General features: G+C 44.7%; 19 protein-coding genes. 18 read left to right on the top strand and 1 reads right to left on the bottom strand.

What is annotated here, in order from left to right:
• Positions 1 to 29: 29 nt before the first annotated feature.
• Genes G9Q97_RS16980 through G9Q97_RS16960 form a run of 5 tightly spaced genes read left to right on the top strand, consistent with a single transcriptional unit; the run spans position 30 to position 4,255 of the window.
• Complete coding sequence (locus G9Q97_RS16980; protein WP_166148965.1) at positions 30 to 734, top strand: SDR family oxidoreductase; 705 nt, start codon at positions 30 to 32, stop codon at positions 732 to 734.
• Between the two features lie 2 nt (positions 735 to 736).
• Entirely contained in the window at positions 737 to 2,728 is a 1,992-nt protein-coding gene (gene ispG, locus G9Q97_RS16975) for a (E)-4-hydroxy-3-methylbut-2-enyl-diphosphate synthase (protein WP_166148963.1), read from the top strand.
• 31 nt (positions 2,729 to 2,759) lie between these two features.
• Positions 2,760 to 2,948: a DUF6728 family protein gene (locus tag G9Q97_RS16970; protein WP_222852015.1), complete on the top strand. Its 189-nt coding sequence runs from the start codon at positions 2,760 to 2,762 to the stop codon at positions 2,946 to 2,948.
• Entirely contained in the window at positions 2,949 to 3,296 is a 348-nt protein-coding gene (locus G9Q97_RS16965) for an MmcQ/YjbR family DNA-binding protein (protein WP_166148961.1), read from the top strand. It begins immediately after the preceding gene.
• Positions 3,296 to 4,255 (top strand): ABC transporter ATP-binding protein, encoded by a 960-nt coding sequence (locus tag G9Q97_RS16960; RefSeq protein WP_166148959.1) that lies wholly within the window; start codon positions 3,296 to 3,298, stop codon positions 4,253 to 4,255. Before G9Q97_RS16965 ends, G9Q97_RS16960 begins: the two co-directional genes overlap by 1 nt.
• 18 nt (positions 4,256 to 4,273) lie before the next feature.
• Here G9Q97_RS16960 and G9Q97_RS16955 read toward each other — a convergent pair whose 3' ends face one another.
• Entirely contained in the window at positions 4,274 to 4,771 is a 498-nt protein-coding gene (locus G9Q97_RS16955) for an FKBP-type peptidyl-prolyl cis-trans isomerase (protein WP_166148957.1), read from the bottom strand.
• 128 nt (positions 4,772 to 4,899) lie between these two features.
• Here G9Q97_RS16955 and G9Q97_RS16950 point away from each other — a divergent pair, with 128 nt between their 5' ends.
• The 13 genes from G9Q97_RS16950 (at position 4,900) to G9Q97_RS16890 (ending at position 21,795) form a co-directional block, all read left to right on the top strand.
• Positions 4,900 to 5,475 (top strand): RNA polymerase sigma factor, encoded by a 576-nt coding sequence (locus G9Q97_RS16950; protein ID WP_166148955.1) that lies wholly within the window; start codon positions 4,900 to 4,902, stop codon positions 5,473 to 5,475.
• A 4-nt stretch (positions 5,476 to 5,479) separates the two neighbouring features.
• Entirely contained in the window at positions 5,480 to 6,262 is a 783-nt protein-coding gene (locus G9Q97_RS16945) for a tetratricopeptide repeat protein (RefSeq protein ID WP_166148953.1), read from the top strand.
• Between the two features lie 327 nt (positions 6,263 to 6,589).
• Entirely contained in the window at positions 6,590 to 7,603 is a 1,014-nt protein-coding gene (locus G9Q97_RS16940; protein WP_166148951.1) for a PKD domain-containing protein, read from the top strand.
• Positions 7,604 to 7,618: 15 nt separating this feature from the next.
• The gene (locus G9Q97_RS16935) at positions 7,619 to 10,153 is read left to right on the top strand and encodes an ATP-dependent Clp protease ATP-binding subunit (RefSeq protein ID WP_246255763.1); all 2,535 of its coding nucleotides are present in this window, start codon (positions 7,619 to 7,621) and stop codon (positions 10,151 to 10,153) included.
• An 84-nt stretch (positions 10,154 to 10,237) separates the two neighbouring features.
• Positions 10,238 to 10,690: a hypothetical protein gene (locus tag G9Q97_RS16930; RefSeq protein ID WP_166148949.1), complete on the top strand. Its 453-nt coding sequence runs from the start codon at positions 10,238 to 10,240 to the stop codon at positions 10,688 to 10,690.
• Between the two features lie 39 nt (positions 10,691 to 10,729).
• Positions 10,730 to 12,088: a DUF5458 family protein gene (locus tag G9Q97_RS16925; protein ID WP_166148947.1), complete on the top strand. Its 1,359-nt coding sequence runs from the start codon at positions 10,730 to 10,732 to the stop codon at positions 12,086 to 12,088.
• Between the two features lie 111 nt (positions 12,089 to 12,199).
• Positions 12,200 to 12,589 carry a type VI secretion system tube protein TssD gene (gene tssD, locus G9Q97_RS16920; RefSeq protein WP_162418440.1) on the top strand — a complete coding sequence of 130 codons (390 nt, stop codon included), beginning with the start codon at positions 12,200 to 12,202 and terminating at the stop codon, positions 12,587 to 12,589.
• Between the two features lie 95 nt (positions 12,590 to 12,684).
• On the top strand, positions 12,685 to 13,074 hold the full coding sequence (gene tssD, locus G9Q97_RS16915) for a type VI secretion system tube protein TssD (protein ID WP_166148945.1): 390 nt from the start codon (positions 12,685 to 12,687) through the stop codon (positions 13,072 to 13,074).
• A 340-nt stretch (positions 13,075 to 13,414) separates the two neighbouring features.
• Positions 13,415 to 15,208, top strand: coding sequence for a type VI secretion system Vgr family protein (locus G9Q97_RS16910; RefSeq protein ID WP_166148943.1), 1,794 nt, complete (start codon positions 13,415 to 13,417; stop codon positions 15,206 to 15,208).
• Between the two features lie 2 nt (positions 15,209 to 15,210).
• Positions 15,211 to 16,557 (top strand): hypothetical protein, encoded by a 1,347-nt coding sequence (locus G9Q97_RS16905; RefSeq protein ID WP_166148941.1) that lies wholly within the window; start codon positions 15,211 to 15,213, stop codon positions 16,555 to 16,557.
• 3 nt (positions 16,558 to 16,560) lie between these two features.
• The gene (locus G9Q97_RS16900) at positions 16,561 to 20,676 is read left to right on the top strand and encodes a DUF6531 domain-containing protein (protein ID WP_166148939.1); all 4,116 of its coding nucleotides are present in this window, start codon (positions 16,561 to 16,563) and stop codon (positions 20,674 to 20,676) included.
• Between the two features lies 1 nt (position 20,677).
• Positions 20,678 to 21,052, top strand: coding sequence for a hypothetical protein (locus G9Q97_RS16895; RefSeq protein WP_166148937.1), 375 nt, complete (start codon positions 20,678 to 20,680; stop codon positions 21,050 to 21,052).
• Between the two features lie 539 nt (positions 21,053 to 21,591).
• A complete protein-coding gene (locus G9Q97_RS16890; RefSeq protein WP_166148935.1) occupies positions 21,592 to 21,795 on the top strand; it encodes a hypothetical protein in 204 nt (67 codons plus the stop codon).
• The last annotated feature ends 27 nt before the right edge of the window (positions 21,796 to 21,822 follow it).

Here is a 21,822-nt window from a genome sequence, read left to right as displayed (position 1 = left end):
TGTCATACTAATAATTAAAACACAAACTAATGTCAAAGAGTATTCTGGTAACAGGTGGCACCAAAGGAATAGGCAAAGCCATCATCCAAAAATTTGCTGCTGCGGGATTTGACATATTTACCTGTAGCAGGAATGAGGCCGATTTAAGTGCCTTGAAAAAGGAAATTGAAACCCTCAATCCGGATATCAGGGTGCAGGTAATGGCCGCAGATTTGTCCAAAAAAAAGGAGACCAAGGCGTTTGCAGCTTTTGTAAAAAAAATGGCCATTCCTGATGTTTTGGTAAATAATACTGGTATTTTTATTCCGGGTAGTTTGCATTTGGAGCCAGAAGAAAACTTTGAGTTGACCATGCATACCAATTTATTCAGTGCGTATTACCTGAGCAGGGCTTTTACCGCTGAATTCATGTCCCGAAAAAGCGGACATATCTTTTCCATTGGCAGTATTGCGGGACTCACCGCTTATGCCAACGGAGGAAGTTACGCAGTTTCCAAATGGGCCATGTTGGGTTTTACCAAATGCCTGAGGCAGGAAATGATGCCACATGGTATAAAAGTCACCTCAGTCATGCCTGGAGCCACGTATACAGCGAGTTGGGAAGGAGTAGATTTGCCCGAAGAAAGATTCATGAAGGCTACCGATGTAGCCGAAGCCGTCTGGTCTGCATATAACCTTTCTCCCCGTTCTGTTGTTGAAGAAATAGTGATCCGTCCACAACTTGGCGATATATAATTATGGAACTAAAAACCGTCACAGATAATTACAAGTATTGCAATAGCCTGACCAATTATTCCAGAAGGAAAACCATACCTGTAAGGGTAGGTGACCTGTTCATTGGTGGGGACAATCCCATAGTGGTTCAATCCATGACCACCGTGGACACCATGGACACAAAAGGCTCCATAGAGCAGTCTATCCGAATGATCGAGAGTGGTTGTCAGCTGGTGAGGATCACGGCACCGAGTATCAAAGAAGCAGAAAATCTCAGAAAAATCAAGGAAGGCCTCAGGCAAAGAGGCTACCAGACACCTTTGGTGGCAGATATTCATTTCACCCCCAATGCGGCAGAAGTTGCGGCAAAGATAGTTGAAAAAGTTCGGGTCAATCCCGGGAATTATGCAGATAAGAAGAAGTTTGAGGTCCTCGCCTACACCGATGCATCTTACCAGGCTGAATTGGAGCGCATAAGGGAGCGGTTTTTGCCTTTGGTGAAAATTTGCAAGGAACATGGTACAGCCATGCGGATAGGAACCAATCATGGCTCACTTTCCGACAGGATCATGAGCCGCTATGGAGACACCCCCCTGGGTATGGTGGAGTCTGCACTCGAATTTTTACGGATTTGTGAGGATGAAAATTACCATGATATCGTCATCTCTATGAAATCCTCCAATACCCAGGTGATGGTTCAGGCTTATCGTTTGCTGGTCCAGAAGCTGGATGAAGGTGGATTCAAGCCTTATCCCCTTCATTTGGGGGTGACAGAAGCAGGTGATGGTGAAGACGGTAGAGTAAAGTCTGCTGTGGGTATAGGGGCATTGCTGGAAGATGGGCTGGGAGACACCGTAAGGGTGTCCCTGACAGAAGATCCCGAATTTGAATCTCCGGTAGTCAAGACCCTGATCGAAAGGTATAACCATCGTCCTGAGCTTTCTGGCATTCCACCCGTGGAGGACTGCCCAATTGATCCTTTCAGTTACAACAAGAGAAAATCTGAGGAAGTAGTGAACTTTGGGGGAGCTAATGTTCCCCGGGTAATTACCGATGTATCTGTCATTGATGGGATGCAACCCAAAGAGTTGAAAAATACAGGTCATTTTTACCTGCCCGAGCTGGACAAGTGGAAAATGAATGACCAGGGATGTGATTATATATATTCGGGTAAAGAACCCATTCCTTTTATGCTCCCAAATGGCATCAAGGAAATACTGGACCATGATTCCTGGAAGGATCATTCGGACAGGAAAAATAAATTTCCGGCATTAAGCCTGGACCAATTGAAGTCCAATCCGGAACTTCATCCCTCATTGAATTTTCTGAATTTGTCTTGTGAAGAGATCTCAACTGCGATCCCTTTACTCTCCAATGCGTTACCTGTAGTTATTCTCCTGAGCACCGACAAAGCCCATCAGATGCAGGCGTTGAGAAGAGCTTTTATTTCCTTGTTGCAGGCAGAGATTAACCTCCCTGTGGTGCCCAAGGTGAAGTATACGGATGCTGATGCAGAGAAGACGATGCTTTTTGCGGCCACTGATGTTGGCGGGCTTTTGATTGACGGGTTGGGAGACGGTATCATGATCGGAATGGACCGGCTTGCTATGGCAAACAGAGAAAAAGCCTTGCTTCAGATAAAATTACATAATTCGGTAAGTTTTGGAGTGCTTCAGGCCGCCCGAACCCGTATGTCCAAAACAGAATACATCTCCTGTCCCTCTTGCGGCCGGACATTGTTTGATCTTCAGGAGACTACAGCCATGATCAGGAAACGGACAGACCACCTGAAGGGAGTTAAAATTGGTATCATGGGCTGTATCGTAAATGGACCAGGCGAAATGGCCGATGCCGACTATGGTTATGTGGGCTCTGGTAAAGGGAAAATCACCTTGTACAAAGGCAAGGAAGTAGTCAAGCGATCCGTTCCGTCAGAAAGAGCTGTGGACGAACTGATTGACATCATCAAGCAGGATGGTCAGTGGATAGAACCCGAAGTAAGTGACCACCATTAACAAGTGTTTTAATCAAGCAATTTCTGGAATCATGTCAAATAAAATCAAAGAGTTTTTTCAGGTTGGAGAAGTAGGCAATTACTTTATCCGGGTTTTCAAAAAGCCCGATCCTGATAAAAAAAGTAATTTCAATCTGAGAATGATGCATGGGATCAATAAGATATCCATAGTGGTATTTCTGGCAGCTCTTATTTTTTGGATTTTTAGGCGGCTGTCATAGATGACCATTGATTTTTTCAGGGCCTATTGCCTAAAAAAGCGGGGAGTTACTGAGGACACCCCTTTCGATGAAGATACCCTTTGTTTCAAGGTAGGGGGTAAAATATTTGCCATCATCGATATTACCCTGTTTGAAAGTGTCAATCTGAAATGTGACCCGGAAAGGGCCATTGAGCTCAGGGAACATTATGAAGGCATAGCTCCGGGATACCACATGAACAAGAAACACTGGAATACCGTATCTTTCGATGGTTCGATACCTGATCCCCTTATTCTGGAATTGGTAGACCATTCCTATGAACTGGTATTTTCCAGCCTTCCCAAAAAAACAAAAGATCAAATCAATTAATGGGTTTTTTATCTATAGAAAAGCTGAGTAAAACCTATGAAGGCCCTACCACAGCTTTAGCAGATTTTTCGATGGAAATCGGGCAAGGGGACCGGTGGTCAGTGGTAGGGGCCAGTGGAAGTGGAAAAAGCACTTTACTCAGGTTGATCGCGGGCCTGGAAGCGCAGGATGAGGGGGCTGTTTTTTTGAAGGGCGAGAGAATCCTTCATTCAGGAGAAAAGTTGGTGCCCGGATATGATGCCATTCAGCTTGTAAAACAGGACAAGGGACTTTACCCTCATTCCACAGTCGGTGAAAATATCAGTAGACCATTGTTGCAGTATGACAAAACCTATGCCCGGGAACGACTAGCTGAATTGCTGCGCCTGTTTGGTTTGGAGGAGAAAAAGGACAGCTTACCCAGGCAGCTTTCGGGAGGGCAGCAACAGAAAGTGGCCATTGCCAGGGCCATGAGCCTGGAGCCGGAAATATTATTGCTGGATGAACCGTTCAGCTCCCTGGATAGCCATCAGAAAAGAAACCTGTTGGACGAGTTAAATCTGATCTTTCAGGATTTGGACATTACTTTGGTCCTGGTGACCCATGATATTCAGGATGCACTATTGATTACCGATAAACTTTGTGTCATGGCCCATGGCAGGCTGATAAGAAAGGGGAAAATAAAAGACATCCACCAGGATCCGGGGACTGCTTATGTAGCTGGATTTTTTGGACCATTAAATGCCCTGTCAGAAAACCAATACCTTCGTCCATCGCAAATCCAGGTGACTAAAGAAAAGGGCAAGGCAGCTGGAAAAATCCTGCTGAAGCGGTATTTTCCCGATCATGACCTGCTTACCATAGCCCTGGAGGGACAGTCCAATTACTGGCAGGTGGCAGCTCCCTTCCGTGGTTTAAGTAAAGGTGATTCCGTAAACCTGGATTGGGAAGAAAGCCACATTTTGCGACTGGAGGAATAGTCAGTGGACCAAGGCAGTTCAGGCCATGAAACCTTCCTCTTTTTCTTTGTCTGTGGCTTCCCTGATTTCCAAAACCTCTCCTTCAAAATGCAGGTTCATACCTGTAAGGGGGTGGTTGAAGTCCAGCAGCAATTCTTCTCCCAGGTCCTTCACTATTTTGGCCTGCATGGGATAACCATCCTCATCCACCAGTGGGAGAAAATTACCTTCCTGCAGCATGTCTTCCTGAAATCCCCTCTCCTGGTTGAATTGAGATTTGGGTACGGAGACGATAAGTTCATCATCCGGCTTTCCATAGGCCTCGTCAACCTGCAGCACAAATTGAAAAGGATCTCCTTTGGTTTTGTCCTTCAATCTGGTTTCAAACGCCTCCGGCAAGCCGCTGTTCCCAAACAGGAAAAAAAAGGGATCTTCTTCATTTCTGACCTCCACACTAAAAGGTTCCGATTCCGGCTCTTCATTGGTAACTTTTAGTTCGTAGGTAAGGCCCACGACCATATTTTCATTGATTTTCATAGATTCTGATTAAGGATGCAAAGGTAAGGTAAATTGGCATGTAGTGAAAGGATATATTCTTTAAAGGGAGTTTACTGATTTTTATAGATATATTTTTTTCCGTCATAAAAAAAAATTATATTCAGCAGATGCCACATCCTGACCAAAAATATATTGAAGCCTTGCTAAACAACAATCAAAAGTTGTTGGATGAACTTTATGAAAAGTATTCCGGTAAAATCAAATGGATGGTTTTAAAAAACAACGGGAGTGAAGACGATGCTGCTGATATCTTTCAGGAGGCCTTGATCACCATTTATCACAAAGCAAGAAGAGAAAATTTTGAATTAACCTGCCCGCTGGACGCTTTTTTGTACCTTATATGCAAGAAAAAGTGGCTTAATATTTTAAGCAAAAGAAAGGTGAGTGGCAAGGTAACAATTACCGATGAAGACCGATCTATCCCAGGAGAGGATAGCTTTTTGTTGGCTGAAGAGAGCCGGTTGCAAGAGGAAAGAATGGTTTTGTTGAAAGAAAAAATAAATGAAATCGGAGCATCTTGCAGAGAAATTCTACAGTTAAGTTGGTCAGGAAAATCTATGGAAGAAGTAGCAGGTTTACTGGATTTTTCCTATGGATATGCCCGGAAAAAGAAATCAGAATGCATGGCAAAACTGATCGAGTTGGTAAAGAAGTCTGATAAATACAAGACTTTAAAATGGTAAGGGAATGAATGAAATCTGGATAGAAAAATTTGAAGATTACCTGCTGAATAGAATGAGCGCAGGGGATAAACAGGATTTTGAAGACAAATTGGCTTCTGACATGGAAATGCGTGAGGCTTTTAATGTTTTCAAAGCCATAGAAACAGATATGGGATACCTGTCTGCCTCTAGAGAGGAAACTGCAGCACTTAATGAGACATTGGACAGCTTGAACGATAAATACATAAGGTCCCAAAGCGACTTACAGGGGAAGACAGTTCATTTAAATGAAAAAAACCGAAAATTTTTTTTCATGGGAATAGCAGCCGCATTGGTATTGATTGTGGTGTCCTATGTCGTTTTTGTGGGGAAGGGGCCTGCAAACATGAATCAAACTGCAGAAGAATACTTTGCAAGCAACCTGCTACAACTAGGACAAACCATGGGCTCAAGTCAGGATAGTTTGCAATTGGGAATAGCAGCCTATAATAAAAAGGAATATGACCTTGCTCAGGCTTATTTTGAAGGATTATTAGAAAAAGAACCAGAAAACGCAGAAGTGCTTAAAAATCTTGGCCTGGCACAGTTGGCTAATGGTGAATATGATAATGCAATAGCACAATTTGAGCGCTTGTCCCAAAGAGATGATTTGTTAAACAATCCGGGACTTTTTTTTCATGCAATTACCTTGTTGATCAGAAATGAAAAGGGGGACAGGGAGATGGCTAAGGATAAACTTGAGCAGGTGGTGGCTGCTCAATCTGAAGGAAGTAGATTGGCAGCCGAGTGGCTAGAGGGTTTTGAATAATTATTTTTTCCAATAAAACATCCTGTAATATTACGTTAATTGATGTGCCTTGCGGTAGGATGTGGATATTTCCATCTTTGAAATAGATACAAAAAAAGAAATCAGGTAAATTCCCCTTTCAAGTGGAATTAAAAAGAGTTTTTCCTTAACCTGCAAATTATCTGATCACGATAGGGTTGTAATAGGAGATGAAGGGTTTCTGGCATTCGGATTTCTCAAACAGTCGGCTTCCTATATTTAGCTTCACTTTTATGTAAAATTTCTTCCACAGAGGGTAACATTTTTTGGGATGCTTGATCTGAATATACAGATAAAAGCAGGACCAATATGAAAGCATCAGCCTCAATTTCCAGTATAATTGATCCCAGTGTGTTTATTTCACTGGCCATCGCCGCTACTATCTCCTTAGCTACTTTGGGGTACAGGTTTTACCATTTTGAGCCTTGTCGGGAAATAGAGATCTCTGTCAAACAAGGATTGTTGTACGTAGGAGAAATCATACAATTTAAAGCCATTGGCCATTCTGTTGGAGGAGAACTGGAATGGAATTTTGGAACTGATGAATATTTTTCTAAAACAGGGACTGTCGTAAATCATACCTTCAACCAAATAGGCAGGTATGAGGTAATTCTGACAGCCAACAATAACTGCAAAACCTATAAAACCATTTATGTTCAGGAAGCACCACCTGTGGTGGATGAAAACCTGGTAGCCTGGTTTTCAGGTCCGGAAATGGCTGAGGTAGGTGCACCCGTTTCATTTGAAGATACCACTGAAGGGGCCAGCGAGTGGAAGTGGTGGTTTGGTGAGAATAATTTTGTGGATGCTACAAGCCGAAAAGCTACCTACACATTTGAAACTCCCGGTAAGAAAAAAGTCAGGTTATTGGTGAACGGCAATAGGGTTGGTGAGAAAATGATTGAAGTCTATGCACCCAAAGCCCCTTCACGACCTGCTCCTGCCCCAAAAAGGAAATCAAGCATTCAGGTCCCAGAGCGAACTATCTTAGAACCAATTCAGCCACAAATAGAAGATGAATCTCCTGCTGAAAAAATATTTCCTGAAATATCCACCCAGCGCATGAAAGCTATTTTGAACGGTATTGTGGAAGGAAGCAGCTCAGTGACCGAATTTATCCCTTACCTATGTGCAGGAGAACACATGGATATCAATTACAACGGCAGGGTGATGAGTCTTTCAGAATTGAATGCCGAATTAAGGGATGTGAAGAAAATAAGGAGAATCAAGAACCTGGACGTAAAAGTAAGTAGGAACCCAAATAACAATTGCATTATTTCTATGACCATAATCCTGGAGGAAAAAGGATTCCCCTTCTTTTAATAAAAATAATACATCATGGAAGCCACTATAGAGGATTTGCATTTGTCGGAAGACTTGAGAAACGCCATAAAAATAGCCCAGGCCATTGCCAGGGAAAACAGGCATGCTGAGTTTGTCCCGTCCCACTTATTGAAAGCTTTATTACACCCGGATATTGGACTACAGCCCAACTTAAATGATTTGGATCAGGACATCTATTACCTGGAAGAATGGGCTGAAGTGAGGATGGAAAACCAGTCCAAAAGCATGGATTTTCAGGAATGGATTGCTGCTGGTCCACAGATAAGGGAGGTAATGAACGAGGCAGAAAGCATTCGTATGATCCTATCAAAAGATAGTATAGATCCTGTTCATGTTTTGGCTGCGATCAGTACTCCTGGCGTGGCCTATACTTACGAGCAACTGAAAACCTTTCCACTAAAAAGAGAAGACCTTATTAGCAGGAAAGCCCGGGACGAAGAGTTTTTATCGGCATTGGCAGGTGAAAACGGCACCATACCAGGAAAATCCCAGACATCCAGATCACAAAAGGTCAAGCATGCATTGCTGAAGTATTGTCGGGAAAAGACCTTGATGGCCAGGGAGGGGAAATTGGATGCCATCGTGGGAAGGGAAAATGAAATCCGCATCATGTCAGAAATTTTATGTCGAAGATCTAAACCAAACGTATTGTTGGTAGGCGATCCCGGAGTGGGTAAATCTGCCCTGGCAGATGGGTTTGCTTTGGCTATTATCCAAAAGAAAGTGCCTTCCCACTTACAGGGTGTTCCGGTATTTGAATTGGATACCGGGTCCTTGGTGGCGGGAGCCTCCTATAAAGGGGAGGTAGAGGAAAGGCTGAAAAGTATTATTTCAGAAATCAAGCAATTTGACAGGGCCATTCTTTTTATAGATGAAATACATGGCCTTTTGGACAAGCAAAGTGCCGCTGCCGGAAGTGCGAACTTACTGAAACCGGAGCTGGCCAGAGGGGAAATCACCGTGGTTGGCGCGACCACCTTGGACGAATACAGGAAATTTATAGAACCGGACGAAGCCTTTAACCGAAGGTTTGAACTGCTCAAAGTGGAGGAACCTTCTTCCCAAAACTGCTTCCACATGCTGAAGGCAGTACTCCCTTACTATGAGCAACACCATGAGCTGGATGTACCGGATGCAAGCATCCATGAGGCCATCCACCTGGCGAAAAGATACATCAAAGAACGGAAACTCCCCGATGCCGGTCTGGACTTATTGGACAGGACCATGGCCGCATTACGCCTGTTCAATGAAAATGGCACCAGGTCTATAGAGGATTTAATGCGGCGATTTCAAATTTGGTGTGAAGAGGATAGGGGTGAAAGCCCTCACGGTCTGGAAGATTGGAAATGGTTTTTCCAGCAGGCAAGGCAAGATATCAGCCCATTACTTTGGGAGAATATATCCACTGATAAAAACCAGGACGCATTCCTAAGGGTGGAACAAATACGGGAACATTTTCAAAATTGCCTGGATAAGATGCTCACGGCTGCTTCCATTAAACATACCTCTGTAGAAAAACGCGATATCGCAGCCATCGTTTCACAAAAAACCGGAATTCCCTTGGGGAAGGTAGAGTCTGGTGAGCGGGAGAGGCTTTTGCAGATGGAAAGCGTTCTGCGCAAAAGAGTGGTGGGTCAGGATCATGCCATCCGTTCTATTTCAGATGCGGTTTTGGAGTCCCGTGCAGGACTGGGCAAAGCCGGTCAGCCGGTGGGATCCTTCTTTTTTCTTGGGCCTACCGGAACGGGGAAAACTGAACTGGCCAAATCCCTGGCGGAATTTCTGTTTCAGGATGAAGACGCCATGATCCGTTTCGACATGTCAGAATTTAAGGAAGCGCATGCAGCCGCTTTACTATATGGAGCTCCTCCCGGCTATGTGGGTTATGAAGAAGGTGGGCTTTTGGTCAATAAAATCAGACAAAAACCCTATGCTGTGGTCTTGTTTGACGAAATAGAGAAAGCCCATGCTTCTGTATTCGACGTCTTCCTGCAGATACTGGATGAAGGTAAGTTACATGATAAGCTGGGAAAAGAAGGGGATTTTTCCAATGCACTCATCTTATTTACTTCCAACATCGGAAGTCAGTTTATTTCGGAAAAATTTCAGGAAGGAACAATGCCTTCTGCCCATGAGCTTTTGGAAAAAATGGGGGATCATTTCAGACCGGAATTCTTAGGCAGGATTACTGAGATCATACCTTTTGCCCCCATCAATGCAACAATGGCGGCCAAAATCCTTGACATACAGTTGAAAAGCCTGTATGGGGCTTTGGAGAAACAATCTATTCATTTGGATATTTCTGCAGCTGCCCTAAAACTGCTGGCTCATAGGGGGTATCATCCCCGGTTTGGAGCAAGGCCCCTTTCCGGATTGATCCGAACAGCGCTGAGGAGACCTCTTTCCCAAATGATCATCAGAGGGGAACTGAAGGCTGGGGATAGTATCCAACTGGACCTTGACCATGAACAAAACCTTCAATGGATCCTGAAGCCACAATGCCTTTTAAAAGCTCCTGAAAATAAATAAAAAAATTTCGGAATACCAGGGTAACAAATTCATAATCAGCGGATATAGCATTAGAAAGTAAAATTTCATAAAACAACAGTAATCATGGCAGTTGAAAAATACAGTATTGGCGGAACAGTTTTGGAAAACGAGGCCTTTGAGGCTTTCGCGGATATCCCCCAGAACAGGGTTTTGCTGGCAGAAAAACTTTCTGCAGATACTCCGATCAAACCGGAGATAGTCAGTGGACTGACCAATATCGGCCAGGTATTCGACCATTTCAAACCTAAAGTGGAACTGGAAATGGAAACGGAAGAAGGTACCCAACAAAAGGAAACCATGCATTTCAGGAATTTGGGAGATTTTGGTATCAGGGGAATCACGCCCCAAAGTAAACTGCTCAATGACCTGACTTTGAAAAGAGAACAATACCTGAAAATCGTCAAACAACTCAAAACGAATAAATTGTTAAAACAGGCACTCGCTGATAAGGATCATAAAGAAAACCTGATCGCTGCCTTACATGCTTTGGTGGATGAACTGGAGTCCGCTAAATAAATGCTTTACCCAATCCTTCATCACTAAAAAAAATAAACCATGGATACTTCAACTTCATCCTCATCAGCTACCCAGGACGGCTTAAAACAGCAAGAGCAAGTCCTCCAGGCAGCCACCTCACAGCTGGAAAAGTTTGGCGGATTCGATTTACTGGAAACAATGATAGATGGCGTACAGAACGTCAATCCCGACCGAAGGGCCAGAAGAAAAATATTTTTGGAGGAAACTTCCAAAAAGACGGAAAGAATAGAACTGAAGAAGAAGTTAGAGTGGTGGATCCAGGTTCTGGGGAGTTCAGATGAGATCTCCGAAATGATCCGGGGCTGTGAAGAAGCGGCTGAAAAATCCGAGTCACTTTTAAAGAAAAACATGAAAAATGCCATCGACCAGACCAAAGAGTTAGAAAGGTCTTACCGATCTGTGGCATTGTTTTATAAGAATACCGAAAGTACGAAGGTCAAGAATATATCGATCATCAACGCCGAGCCGGATCAGTTGAAGGACCTGGACAATACCCGGTTTATTGATGCCATCCACAACGAACTGGTGGAAAATTACGATCGCCTGGACCTTCGCAACAACTACAGCTTATTGATCCTTCCGGGATACCTGGGGTCCAATATGGTAGTAGAAAAATGGGCCAGGTTGGCCTATGAAAATAAGGTCTTATTGGTCACAGACTTTGAAAATCTGGACCAGCCGGATGATGTGATGGAGCTTTTTGAAATCGCCAACCTCACAGGAGGGGATAATTACCGCTCCAATACCATCATGACCTGCAATTGGCTGGTAGGCCGGGGGAGGTTCAGCGAGGTAGGTGAAGAAGAGGACCTTCTGGTGCCACCTGCGGCTGCCCTGGGCGGAAAAATATACAATACCCTGATGTCTCAGGTCACTGCCGGTAAAAAATTCGGCGGCATCAATGAGGTGGACGGGGTAAAATTTGACCTTAAAAAAAGTGAGATCGCCAACCTGGAAAAATTAGGCCTTGTGCCCATGGTGAAGGAATATGGCAAGGTCATGGCCTTTTCTGCCAAAACCCTTTTCAATGGAGACAATCTGGGGCTACAAACTTACTCTGTGGTCAGGGTTTTCGATTATGTGTCCAAGGTAATGATGGATTTCCTCAACCGCCGGGCATTTGAAAATTTTTCTGCCAGCACCAGAAAAGAGCTGATGGGACAGATCGTCAAGTTTCTGGACAGCATCACGGGTCCAACCAAACTGATAGAAAACTTCTCCATCAAACGCTTCGAACAAGACCCGGTCCAAAAGGACCGAATTTACCTGGACATCCATATGAAGCCCTATTTTCCTGCCAAGTCCTTTTTGATCAAGTTGGATGGACAAAAAGGGGACGATGGAACAGATTGGGATTCAGAATATGCCCAGCAGTAGTGGAGTTTCCGAATTTCATTCTTTTAAAAAAGAACCGTTACGGGGTTTAATGGTAGATCTCCTCCAGGCCCCGGGTTATATGTAATCATTTATCCATTAAAATTAAAAACCATGTCATTTAAAGCCAGATTAAAAGTGGCAGGTGCGGACCTGCCTGTATTGGACACTCACTATGAGTTAAAAAGGAATACCGATGCCACAGGTCGACCTTCTGAAGATGTACGGGGTGGAAAAATCACCATTACCGTAGAATCCACCGGAGAGACCCCATTTTTCGAATGGATGTGTAACAGCTTCGAGAGAAAGGACGGAACCATCACTTTCACCAAGCGGGACACGGATGCGACCATGAAAGAACTCACCTTCTCTGAAGCCTATATGGTTTCTTATTCGGAAAGTTTTGACAGTGAGAGTTCCAGGCCCGTCAGGGAAACGTTCACCATCAGTGCCAAAAGCATCAAATTGGGGAACGGCGAACACAAAAACGAATGGCCGGTGTAAGCAGCAGGTAAGGGGGAAGGCGTCTTCCTTCCCCCTTTTTTAAAGATTTGATTCAACCCTATCACCAAGTAAACTTATATTCAACCTCTCCAATCATGTCATTCCGAGCCATACTAAAAATAGACGGTGAAGAGTCCAAGGTGCTGCACTGTGCCTACGCTTTCCGGAAAATCACCGATGCCACAGGAAAACCTACCTCCATTCCACAGGGAGGTATGGTATCCATCAAAATTGAAAGCAATGGCAAAACCAATTTTTACGATTGGATGATCAGTTCGACCCAGGTGAAAAGTGGGGACATCACCTTTTATCGCAGGGATGAGATGAGCAAGCTCAAGACATTGGAATTTATCGATGCCCATTGTATCCGCTACCGGGAAACCTTCGACCATGAAGGAGAAAACCCCATGTTGGTCGAACTGAAACTCAGTGCCAGGGAGCTAAAACTCAACGATTCGGTTTTCAAAAATAACTGGCCGGAATAAACGGCTCCAAACCTTTGGGGTCTTTGAGACCCCGAGGGTTGTATGCCCGAAATGAAAAAGACCTTCGAGGTTTTTCGAAACCTCAAAGGTCAGGGTCTTCAAACCTTTGGGGTCTTTGGGACCCCGAAGGTTTTATCCAGGAGCTGAATAAGAGCTCCAAGTTATTGAAACATCAAAGGATGCCCTGGGACGGTAAAGACCTTCGGGGTATTTGGAAACCTCAAAGGTCAGGGTCTTCAAACCTTTGGGGTCTTTGAGACCCCGAAGGTTTTAATCATCAAGTTAAATAAGACTCCAAGGTTTTTGGAAACCTCAAAGGTCGGAACTTAAAAATTTTATCATGGCACAATTTGTAATCACCGGTATCGAAATCGATGGAAAGCCACTGAAGCAGTTTTCTTCCCTGAGCCTAAGCCAGGAGATTTCCGCTCACCATACCTTTTCCCTGGTCTGTCCGTCCGAAGCGGTGGATGGGGCCAAAGGGGCCGTCTTTGAAAAATCAAAGAATTGGGTGGGGGCTTCAATTTTGATCCAGGTGAAAGCAATTGGCCTTGCCGGCAGCCTGGAATTTGCCGGACTGGTGACCCAGGTGGAGGCTTCCCGGTTTGCAGGCCATGCAGGAGACCTTATCCTCAGTGGTTTTGGCCCCACCATTTTGATGGACAATGGGCCACATTGCCAGACCTGGGAGAAAAAAGGCATCAAAGATATTGCAGAAGAGGTGTTACAACCCTTTCCCAAAAATTTATTGAAAACCCAGCTGGACCCAGCCTTTTCGGATAAGCTGTCTTACACAGTGCAATACAGGGAAACGGCCTGGCAATTTTTACTGCGCCTCTGTGCCGAGCATGGGGAATGGCTGTATTATGAGGGGGCCAAACTCGTGCTGGGCCTGGAAAAGAAAGACAGCATCAACCTGGTCTATGGCAACAGCCTGAACCGCTTCAATATGGCCATGCAGGTAAAACCTGCCAGCTTTAAGATGATGGCCTATGATTACATCAACCATGAGGTGTACAACGGTTCCCCCAATGGTACAGCCGACAAGGCAGGCCTGAGTGATCTTGGGAAACATGCCTTGCAGAAAAGTGAAGCATTCTACACCGACCAGCCCAAGCAATGGCACAACCAATTTCTCACCAGCAAAAAACAACTGGACGACCGGATTGCCACCCGTGCGGCCACCCAAAGCAGCAACATGGTCCGCATCAACGGCAACAGCAACCATCCGGGGGTGCAGGTGGGCGCCACCATCAAGGTGGGCGGCAAAAATGTGTTCAGCCTGACCGATGAATCTTTTGGGGAATACACGGTAATTTCTGTAAACCATCACTGTGACGGGCAGGGAAATTATTCCAATGATTTTACTGCCATCCCCGCTACGGTAAAAATGCCACCGGAAACAAACTGTACTGAGCCTTACTGCGAAACACAAAGTGCCCTGGTGACCGACAACCACGATGAGAAAGGTTTGGGAAGGGTAAGGGTAAAGTTCCACTGGATGGAAGGCAATGAAAAGAGCCCCTGGCTCCGCGTCACCAGCCCCCATGCCGGGGAAGGCAAAGGCATCTTCCTGATGCCCGAAGTGGGAGAAGAGGTGATCGTAGGCTTCGAGGGCGACAACCCCACCAAGCCCTATGTCATCGGTAGCGTCTATCACGGCAAGGCCAAATGTACCTTCAGTAACGGCGGCAACGATGTCAAGGCCTTTCAGAGCAAAAGCGGAAACAAGCTGGTGCTGAATGATAAGGATAAAAGCGTAATGATTGAAGATGCAGAGGGCAATAAGGTGATGATTGATGGAAAGGGGAATATCAGTATTTCTTCCTCAGAGAGTATCAAACTCAGCTGTGGAGATGCCATTTTGGAAATGAAGAAGGATGGGACGGTATCCATCACCGGCAAGAAGGCAGTGGAGATCAAATCGGATTCCCTCATTAAGGCAGAGGCAAAGACGGTAGAGGCCAAAGCGGATCAGGAACTAAAAGTAAATGGTGGAGCCAAAATCTCCATGAATAGCCCTGAAATAGAACAAACAGCGGACGTCGCTTTCAAAGTATCCGGTAAAATGGTAACTGTCGAAGGTGCGATGATGACGGATATAAAAGGTGGTATGGTTCAATTAAACTGTTGATCATGAACGAACACAATCCCATAGCCCATTTAGTTACCAAACTTCAACAGACCTGGATAAAGGAGGTTTCCTCCAACGAAGAACTGGCCTTGGTAAGATGGATGATTTTACCAGAAGAGGCCAGGCTTTACGAAGGATTTGTTCATTTAGAGTCCACTCCCCAGGGTGCAATTCCCGAAGTGTTTATTGTTTTGATGTGTCCTTTTGTTTCTAAGGGCAGCTTTACCCGGGATTTGATCCAAACCTGGGTGGAAATGGCTGAAAAGGACCAGAAAACCAAAGAAGCCCTGAATGCGTATGGAAACCCGTTTAATTGGGATACGACACCATTCAATATAGAAAAAACCGTAAAGGAAGAGGAAGCTAAATCGCTATTTTTCGAACTGATCGACTCCTTTAGAAAGGCGAGTGGTATAGAAGACACTTTGCTGAACGTGGTTTTGATGCCCTATCAGATTGCAGATATCCAGGCGTATGGTAAATGGTTGGAAGCCCTGTATTCAGCTGAGTTTCCAACTTATCTAAGATGCTGCATTTTTGACTTAAAAGAGGAACGGTTTTTTGATCCGTTGATGAAGCAGTTGGATCCGACCTATGTCAAGACGCTCGACCCGGACCTGGATTATCAGGGTGCTGTACAACAGGTCATGCAGTCTGGTAATCCCAGTCAGCCTGGGGTCAAATTACAGCGTTACATCTATCAAATGTCACAGGCCACTGCCGCACGAAACCTGGACAAATTAAACCAGTTGGGAACATCCTGCCTGAAGGAAATGCGCAAGTCCCGGGAAAAAGTATTGTTGGCCACTGCCCATATCGCCTATGCGGGCATGTTGTTTCATTTCAAAGCCCACCTGCAGATTCAGGACCTGTTAAGGCAGGGGCTGAGCATCACCGAAAACGGAGCAAGAGAGGGGGATGTTACCTGTCAGGCCCTGGTATTACAGTACTATAATTTTCTTGGTTCCAGTCAGCAATTGTCCAAAAAGTACCTTCCTGCCATCAATAGTTACCGAAAAGGTGCTGAAGCCGCTATTGAGGCAGGGCAATATATGCAGGCAGTGAACAGTTTTCGATTGGCCATAGATTTGGCGAAGAAATACCAAACCGAAGCTGTTCCTGAATTATTGGAAAAAGCCTTTTCATTGAAGGACCGCTTGAATGAAGACGAAATCAAACTGAGTGGATTTTTGATGCTGGCCAAGACCTATTGTGATTGGCATAAATACAAAGGAGAGCCGCAAAAAGCAGTTGAAGCGGACAACAAAATGACCTCACTTTTTGGTTCGTCCTGGAGAAGTATGGCAGAAGAACCGGTTCCTGAGGAATTCCAACCCAATTATGCCTAGGCCATGTTACTAGCGAGCACCCATCAGGACATCATTATAGGGCTGGACATACATATTGTCATGGTTCCCAGCCCGGCAGGGCCCATACCCACCCCTTTGCCGCACCCCTTTATCGGTTTTGTGTTTGATCCGGCAGACTTGATTCCCATGTTGGGTGCCACGGTTTCTGTAAATTATAAATGCAGGGGTTGTAGCTTTACTACAGGCATGTTGGGCACGATGAAGCATTTTCCAATGCCGCCCGGCGCTGCCTTTACCCCTAAACCCATTGGCCACGATGCCTATAAGTTTTTTGGAAGTCTGCGGGTCAAGGCCGAAGGGAATCTTCTTGGCGTATCTCCTTTTATGGTCATGTCATGCAGCGATGTGGGTATGCCGATGAGTATTACTCCCGGCAAAAACTTTAAACCCGTACCCACCACCTATTTACCTACATCCGCCTGTGTTCCCATACCTACCGGCAAGCCGGTCATGGTCGGGGGACCCTATGTTCCGGATCTACAGGGCCTGCTGATGGCCATTGTCATGTCTTTTGGTATGGGCTCTTTGATGAAGGGTGGAGGAAAGCTGCTTAAAGGGGCTATGAACAAGGCTAAGGCCATGGGAAAGTGGATAAAAGAAAAAGGAATAGCATGGAACAAAAAATTAAGGGCAAAAAACACCAAATGGTCCAATAAAAAGGCCGATGTGTTGTGCAAATTTGGATTTGAACCGGTAGACCTTATCGCGGGAATCGTATTTTACACGGCAGAGGATTTTGAAATTGCCGGGCCCTTTCCCCTGAAATGGGAGAGAAGCTATTACTCTGATTCCACTGTGGTGGGTGCCTGCGGACATGGGATGCATTCCAGCTATGACATAGGCTTGGAAGCGCATCCGAATGAGGGTTACGTGATGGTGACCTTACCCGATGGAAGACCGGCGATTTTTGAATGGCTGGCTGAGGAAAAGCAGTCTTTTTATAATGTCATGGAAAAGATGACCCTGACCCGAACCATCAATGGATTCGAGCTGAAGGATCATGACAAGAACATTACTTTTATTTTTGAGCAATCCGGTAAAGCCAATTTCAGACCTATCCGAATTACTAACCTGCAGGGCTTTTCCATTCAATACCGTTACGATAACCAAGGCAAATGGACAGGCCTGACCGATGCAGTGGGTAGGGAAATTCATTTTGAGCTTTCGGATCAGGGATTTATTTCCAAAATATATGCCACCTATGAAGGGTTGCGAAAGGACTTGGTCAGCTATGCCTATAATGAGGCAGGGGATATGGTGCAGGTGATGGATGCCCTGGGCAGGGCCATGGGTATTCGGTACGAAAATCACCTGATGGTGGAAAAGAAAGACCGCAACGGGGATATTTTTTACTGGGAATACGAGGGAGAAGGCAGGGAAGCCAGGTGCGTGCATACCTGGGGAGATAAGGGCCTTATGGAAGGGTGGATCAACTATGGAGACGGCTGCAACGAGGTGACGAATTCTTTAGGTGAAACCAGCCTTTATTATTTCGATGAAAACAACCTGTGTACCAAAATTGTCGACCCCCTGGGCAATGTCAAGGAGTTTATCTATACCGAAGACATGAAATTGTACCGGGAGGTGGATGAGGAAGGCCTGATTACCGGATATACCTACGATGATCAGGGCAACCTTACTTCCCTCCGGAAACCTGATGGGGCCACTCAGCACTATCTTTACGATAAAGCGCAAAAGCCTCAGGCCGTGATCAGCGAGAGCGGAAAACAAACCTTATATACCTATACGGAGGATCAGTTGATCAAAACCATGTCCTATCCGGACGGCAGGTTGGCAGAACTCAGCTACAATGAAAACAAGCAGCTGTCCCTTTTGCAAACCAGTGATGGAGAAGCATTTCGGTTTTTTTACGATACCGACCACAACCTGATAAAAATGGTGCTACCGGGTGGTAGCGAACAGCAATGGCAATACGATCTCTGGGGAAGGTGTATTGCCGAAATCAATCCCGAGGGACAAAGCAAAACCTATGAATTTGACCCCCTTGACAGGGTCATTCAGATCAAAGAACCGGATGGCAACAAGGTAGCCCTGTCTTACGATGCCTATGATGAAGTGGTGCAGGTACGGGACAAGCAAAGAAAGGTAGATTTTGTCTACAATGCGCTGGGCAGCATGGTCAGAAGGATCGAGGCCGGCAGAGCCATATCCTTTCATTATGATGGCCAGAATAGGTTGACCGGATTGAGGAACGAGCACAGTGAGTGGTACCGGTTTGTTCTGGATCCGATGGGAAGGGTGGTGGAGGAAATAGGCTTTGACGGGCTCCAAAGATCCTACCTCAGGGACAGGGCTGGCAAGGTGATCCGCATCAAAAGGCCCGGAGACCGCTGGACCGATTATGAATACGACCTGAATGGTCAGGTAATCCGCAGCGAGTATTCGGATGGCAGTTGGGAGGCCTATGGCTATGATCGGGAAGGCCTGTTGATAGAAGCCGTCAACGAAAACAGCCAGGTAGTCTTGGTGCGGGACAAGGCCGGGCGTGTGATTCAGGAGATGCAGGATGGACAGCTTGTGGAAAGCGGGTACAATGAAAAGGGGTATAGAACAACGGTTAGCAGCAGTTTGGGTGCCGATATCCGGATCGAATGGGATGCCGCAGGTAGCGTAAAGCAAATGAATGCCCGTCATGCGGAAAGCAGGGAGGATTGGGAAGCCCTGCTGACCCATAACCAACTGGGTCAGGAGCGGATCCGGAAGATAGGGATGCTGGAGAACGAATTTAGCTATGACAAGGCCGGCAGGGTGGCAGGACAGAGAACATCCCGCAGGGGCAGCAACCACCTTCACAAAAGGTACCATTGGGGGATCAACGATAAGCTTAAGCGCATCCATGATTTGATGGACCACAGCTGGCAGGACTTTGAATACGATGCCTTGGGCAACCTTGTCCAAAGCCTGACAGGTATTGGCACAGAGGACAATTATTTCCGGGATGGGATCGGCAATATCTTCCAAAAAGCGGACAGAAGCGACCGAAAATATGATAAGGGTGGAAAGTTGGTTGCCAAGGGAGCTGCCCGGTACAGTTACGATGAAGAAGGAAATTTAATCAAAAAATCCACCCCCGAGGGAGATTGGGCTTTCCATTGGAACGGAAACGGATCCCTTAGGGAAGTCCTCCGTCCGGATGGAAGAACCGTGGCCTTCGAATACGATGCCCTTGGCAGAAGAACAGCAAAAATCTTTCAGGGCAAGCTGATCCGCTGGATTTGGGATGGCAACGTACCCCTGCATGAATGGCAGTATTCGCTGAAGGAGCGGCCAAAACCCGTCCTGGATGCCGATGGCCTGTTGACCAAAGACCGGGAAGAACCGGTTGAAAACCTGATTACCTGGGTATTTGATGAGGGCAGTTTTAAGCCTGCTGCAAAATTGGCGGGAGGCGAAGCATTTTCCATCATAAATGATTATCTTGGTACACCCAAGCAGGCCTTTGACCGGGAAGGGCAGAAGGTCTGGGACTGTAAGCACAAGGCTTACGGTGAGGTAGCTTCCTGTTATGGTGAGGTAGGTTTTATCCCGTTCCGATTCCAGGGACAGTACCAGGATATGGAGACTGGCTTGTACTATAATCGGTTCCGGTACTACGACGGCCAAACAGGGCTTTACATTTCACAAGACCCAATAGGTTTAGCGGGTGGCAATTCTACATTTTATGCTTTTGTGCATGATAGCAATAGTTGGGTGGATATTTTTGGGTTACAGGGAAATAATCCTCTAGACTTTTTAAAAGAAGCATTAACTCAACAAGATTTTGAGACTGGTGATACCATTCCTAGTAATTTGAAGCAAGCATGGGGGGATGTAAGTACTAAAATAGTTTATGAAGTTAGAATACATGTTGCCAATCCAAAATATGCTGAGGGCGATATATTTAGAGTTTCTAGAAGACAGACAGGTTTCAAACCTGGTACAAAACAAGGATTTGGTACTGAATATTTAGACAAACATGGTAAGTGGCATCATGAAAGTACGCTTAAAGAATTTAATAAGGACGGCACTAAAAATCCTTTATTCAATGCGCAAGCTGCAAAAGACACACATATGAAAAAACCAAAATTATGCCATTAATATGCAAAAAGTTTTAGAAAATATTAATTCATTCATTAAAAAAAATGAGTGGTGCGATTTTGAAATAATCAATTTGAGAGGACATTTAAAAATAGGAGGAAAAACAGGTTTTAATGAGGCTAATGAGTACGATATTTTAATTACTTATAAGAATGTATTTTTTATCCAATGCTTATATGAATGGAAAACAGAAGTTAAATTATATGACAAATTTTTTTCAATTGCTGACGAAAATGAACAATGTTTATTTAATCAGAAATATGAAGTAATACAAGGTAATACGGTATTCAAAATAATTGGCGAATATTTAGATTGTCCAATGTATATTATAGCAGAAAATATATCCGTAGAGTTTCCGCTACAAGTTGATAAATAATTAGGTTAATAAAAATATTGAATAAGGTACTTATCAAATAAACGCTTTGTCCGGATAAAGTGTCTTTGCTACCATCCTTTGCATTAAATTTTCAAAAATCCCTTCTTTCATTTTATATCGATTGTACCGATAGGTATACTCATTATTGTAGTGTTGAAGGTCCCTCACGAAATGATGAGTTCTTCTCAGCCATGCTTTGAACATCATTTTTACGCAATGCATCTGCTTGAAGTATTTTCCGGATTTCTCACGAATATGTTTCGGGAAATCGGCTTCCATGCCGTTCAAACTATCGATTTTATCTTAGGGTGGATATTCCGGTGATGTTGCCCAAAAAAAAATGCCTAGGCCAACCTTGGATGCTTTTTTCACGAGAACTCCCTTTGCGCCCATTTTATGACTTGGATAGCTAAAATGAATGGATTATTTTAATCCAAATTTAATACCTTTGGTAGTACCCTTAAAAAATGAATGAAGTTTTAAAAGCAAATAAATGTGGATAATAGGAATTACAATATGTTGAAAATGCCGTTTCAAACATGATGAATTTATTAGATAAACCAATTGAACTATCAGAAGGAGAAAATCCAGATCGAAGATATAATAGTTGCCTAAATAACCTTATTCAAACCAAAGAAAAGGAATTGAATGATCTATTAGTAGAGAGTATTTCAGAAAAAGAAAGAAAAAGGAGATTTGATATTGCCAAATCACATTTTCAGACAGATTTATATCACTGCTAAATCAACTAAATAATATGACTATTCACC

The organism is Cyclobacterium plantarum (assembly GCF_011290685.1).
Classification (GTDB): domain Bacteria; phylum Bacteroidota; class Bacteroidia; order Cytophagales; family Cyclobacteriaceae; genus Cyclobacterium; species Cyclobacterium plantarum.
The sequence above is the reverse complement of the archived record's forward strand: the minus strand, read 5'-3'. Positions and strand labels throughout refer to the sequence as shown.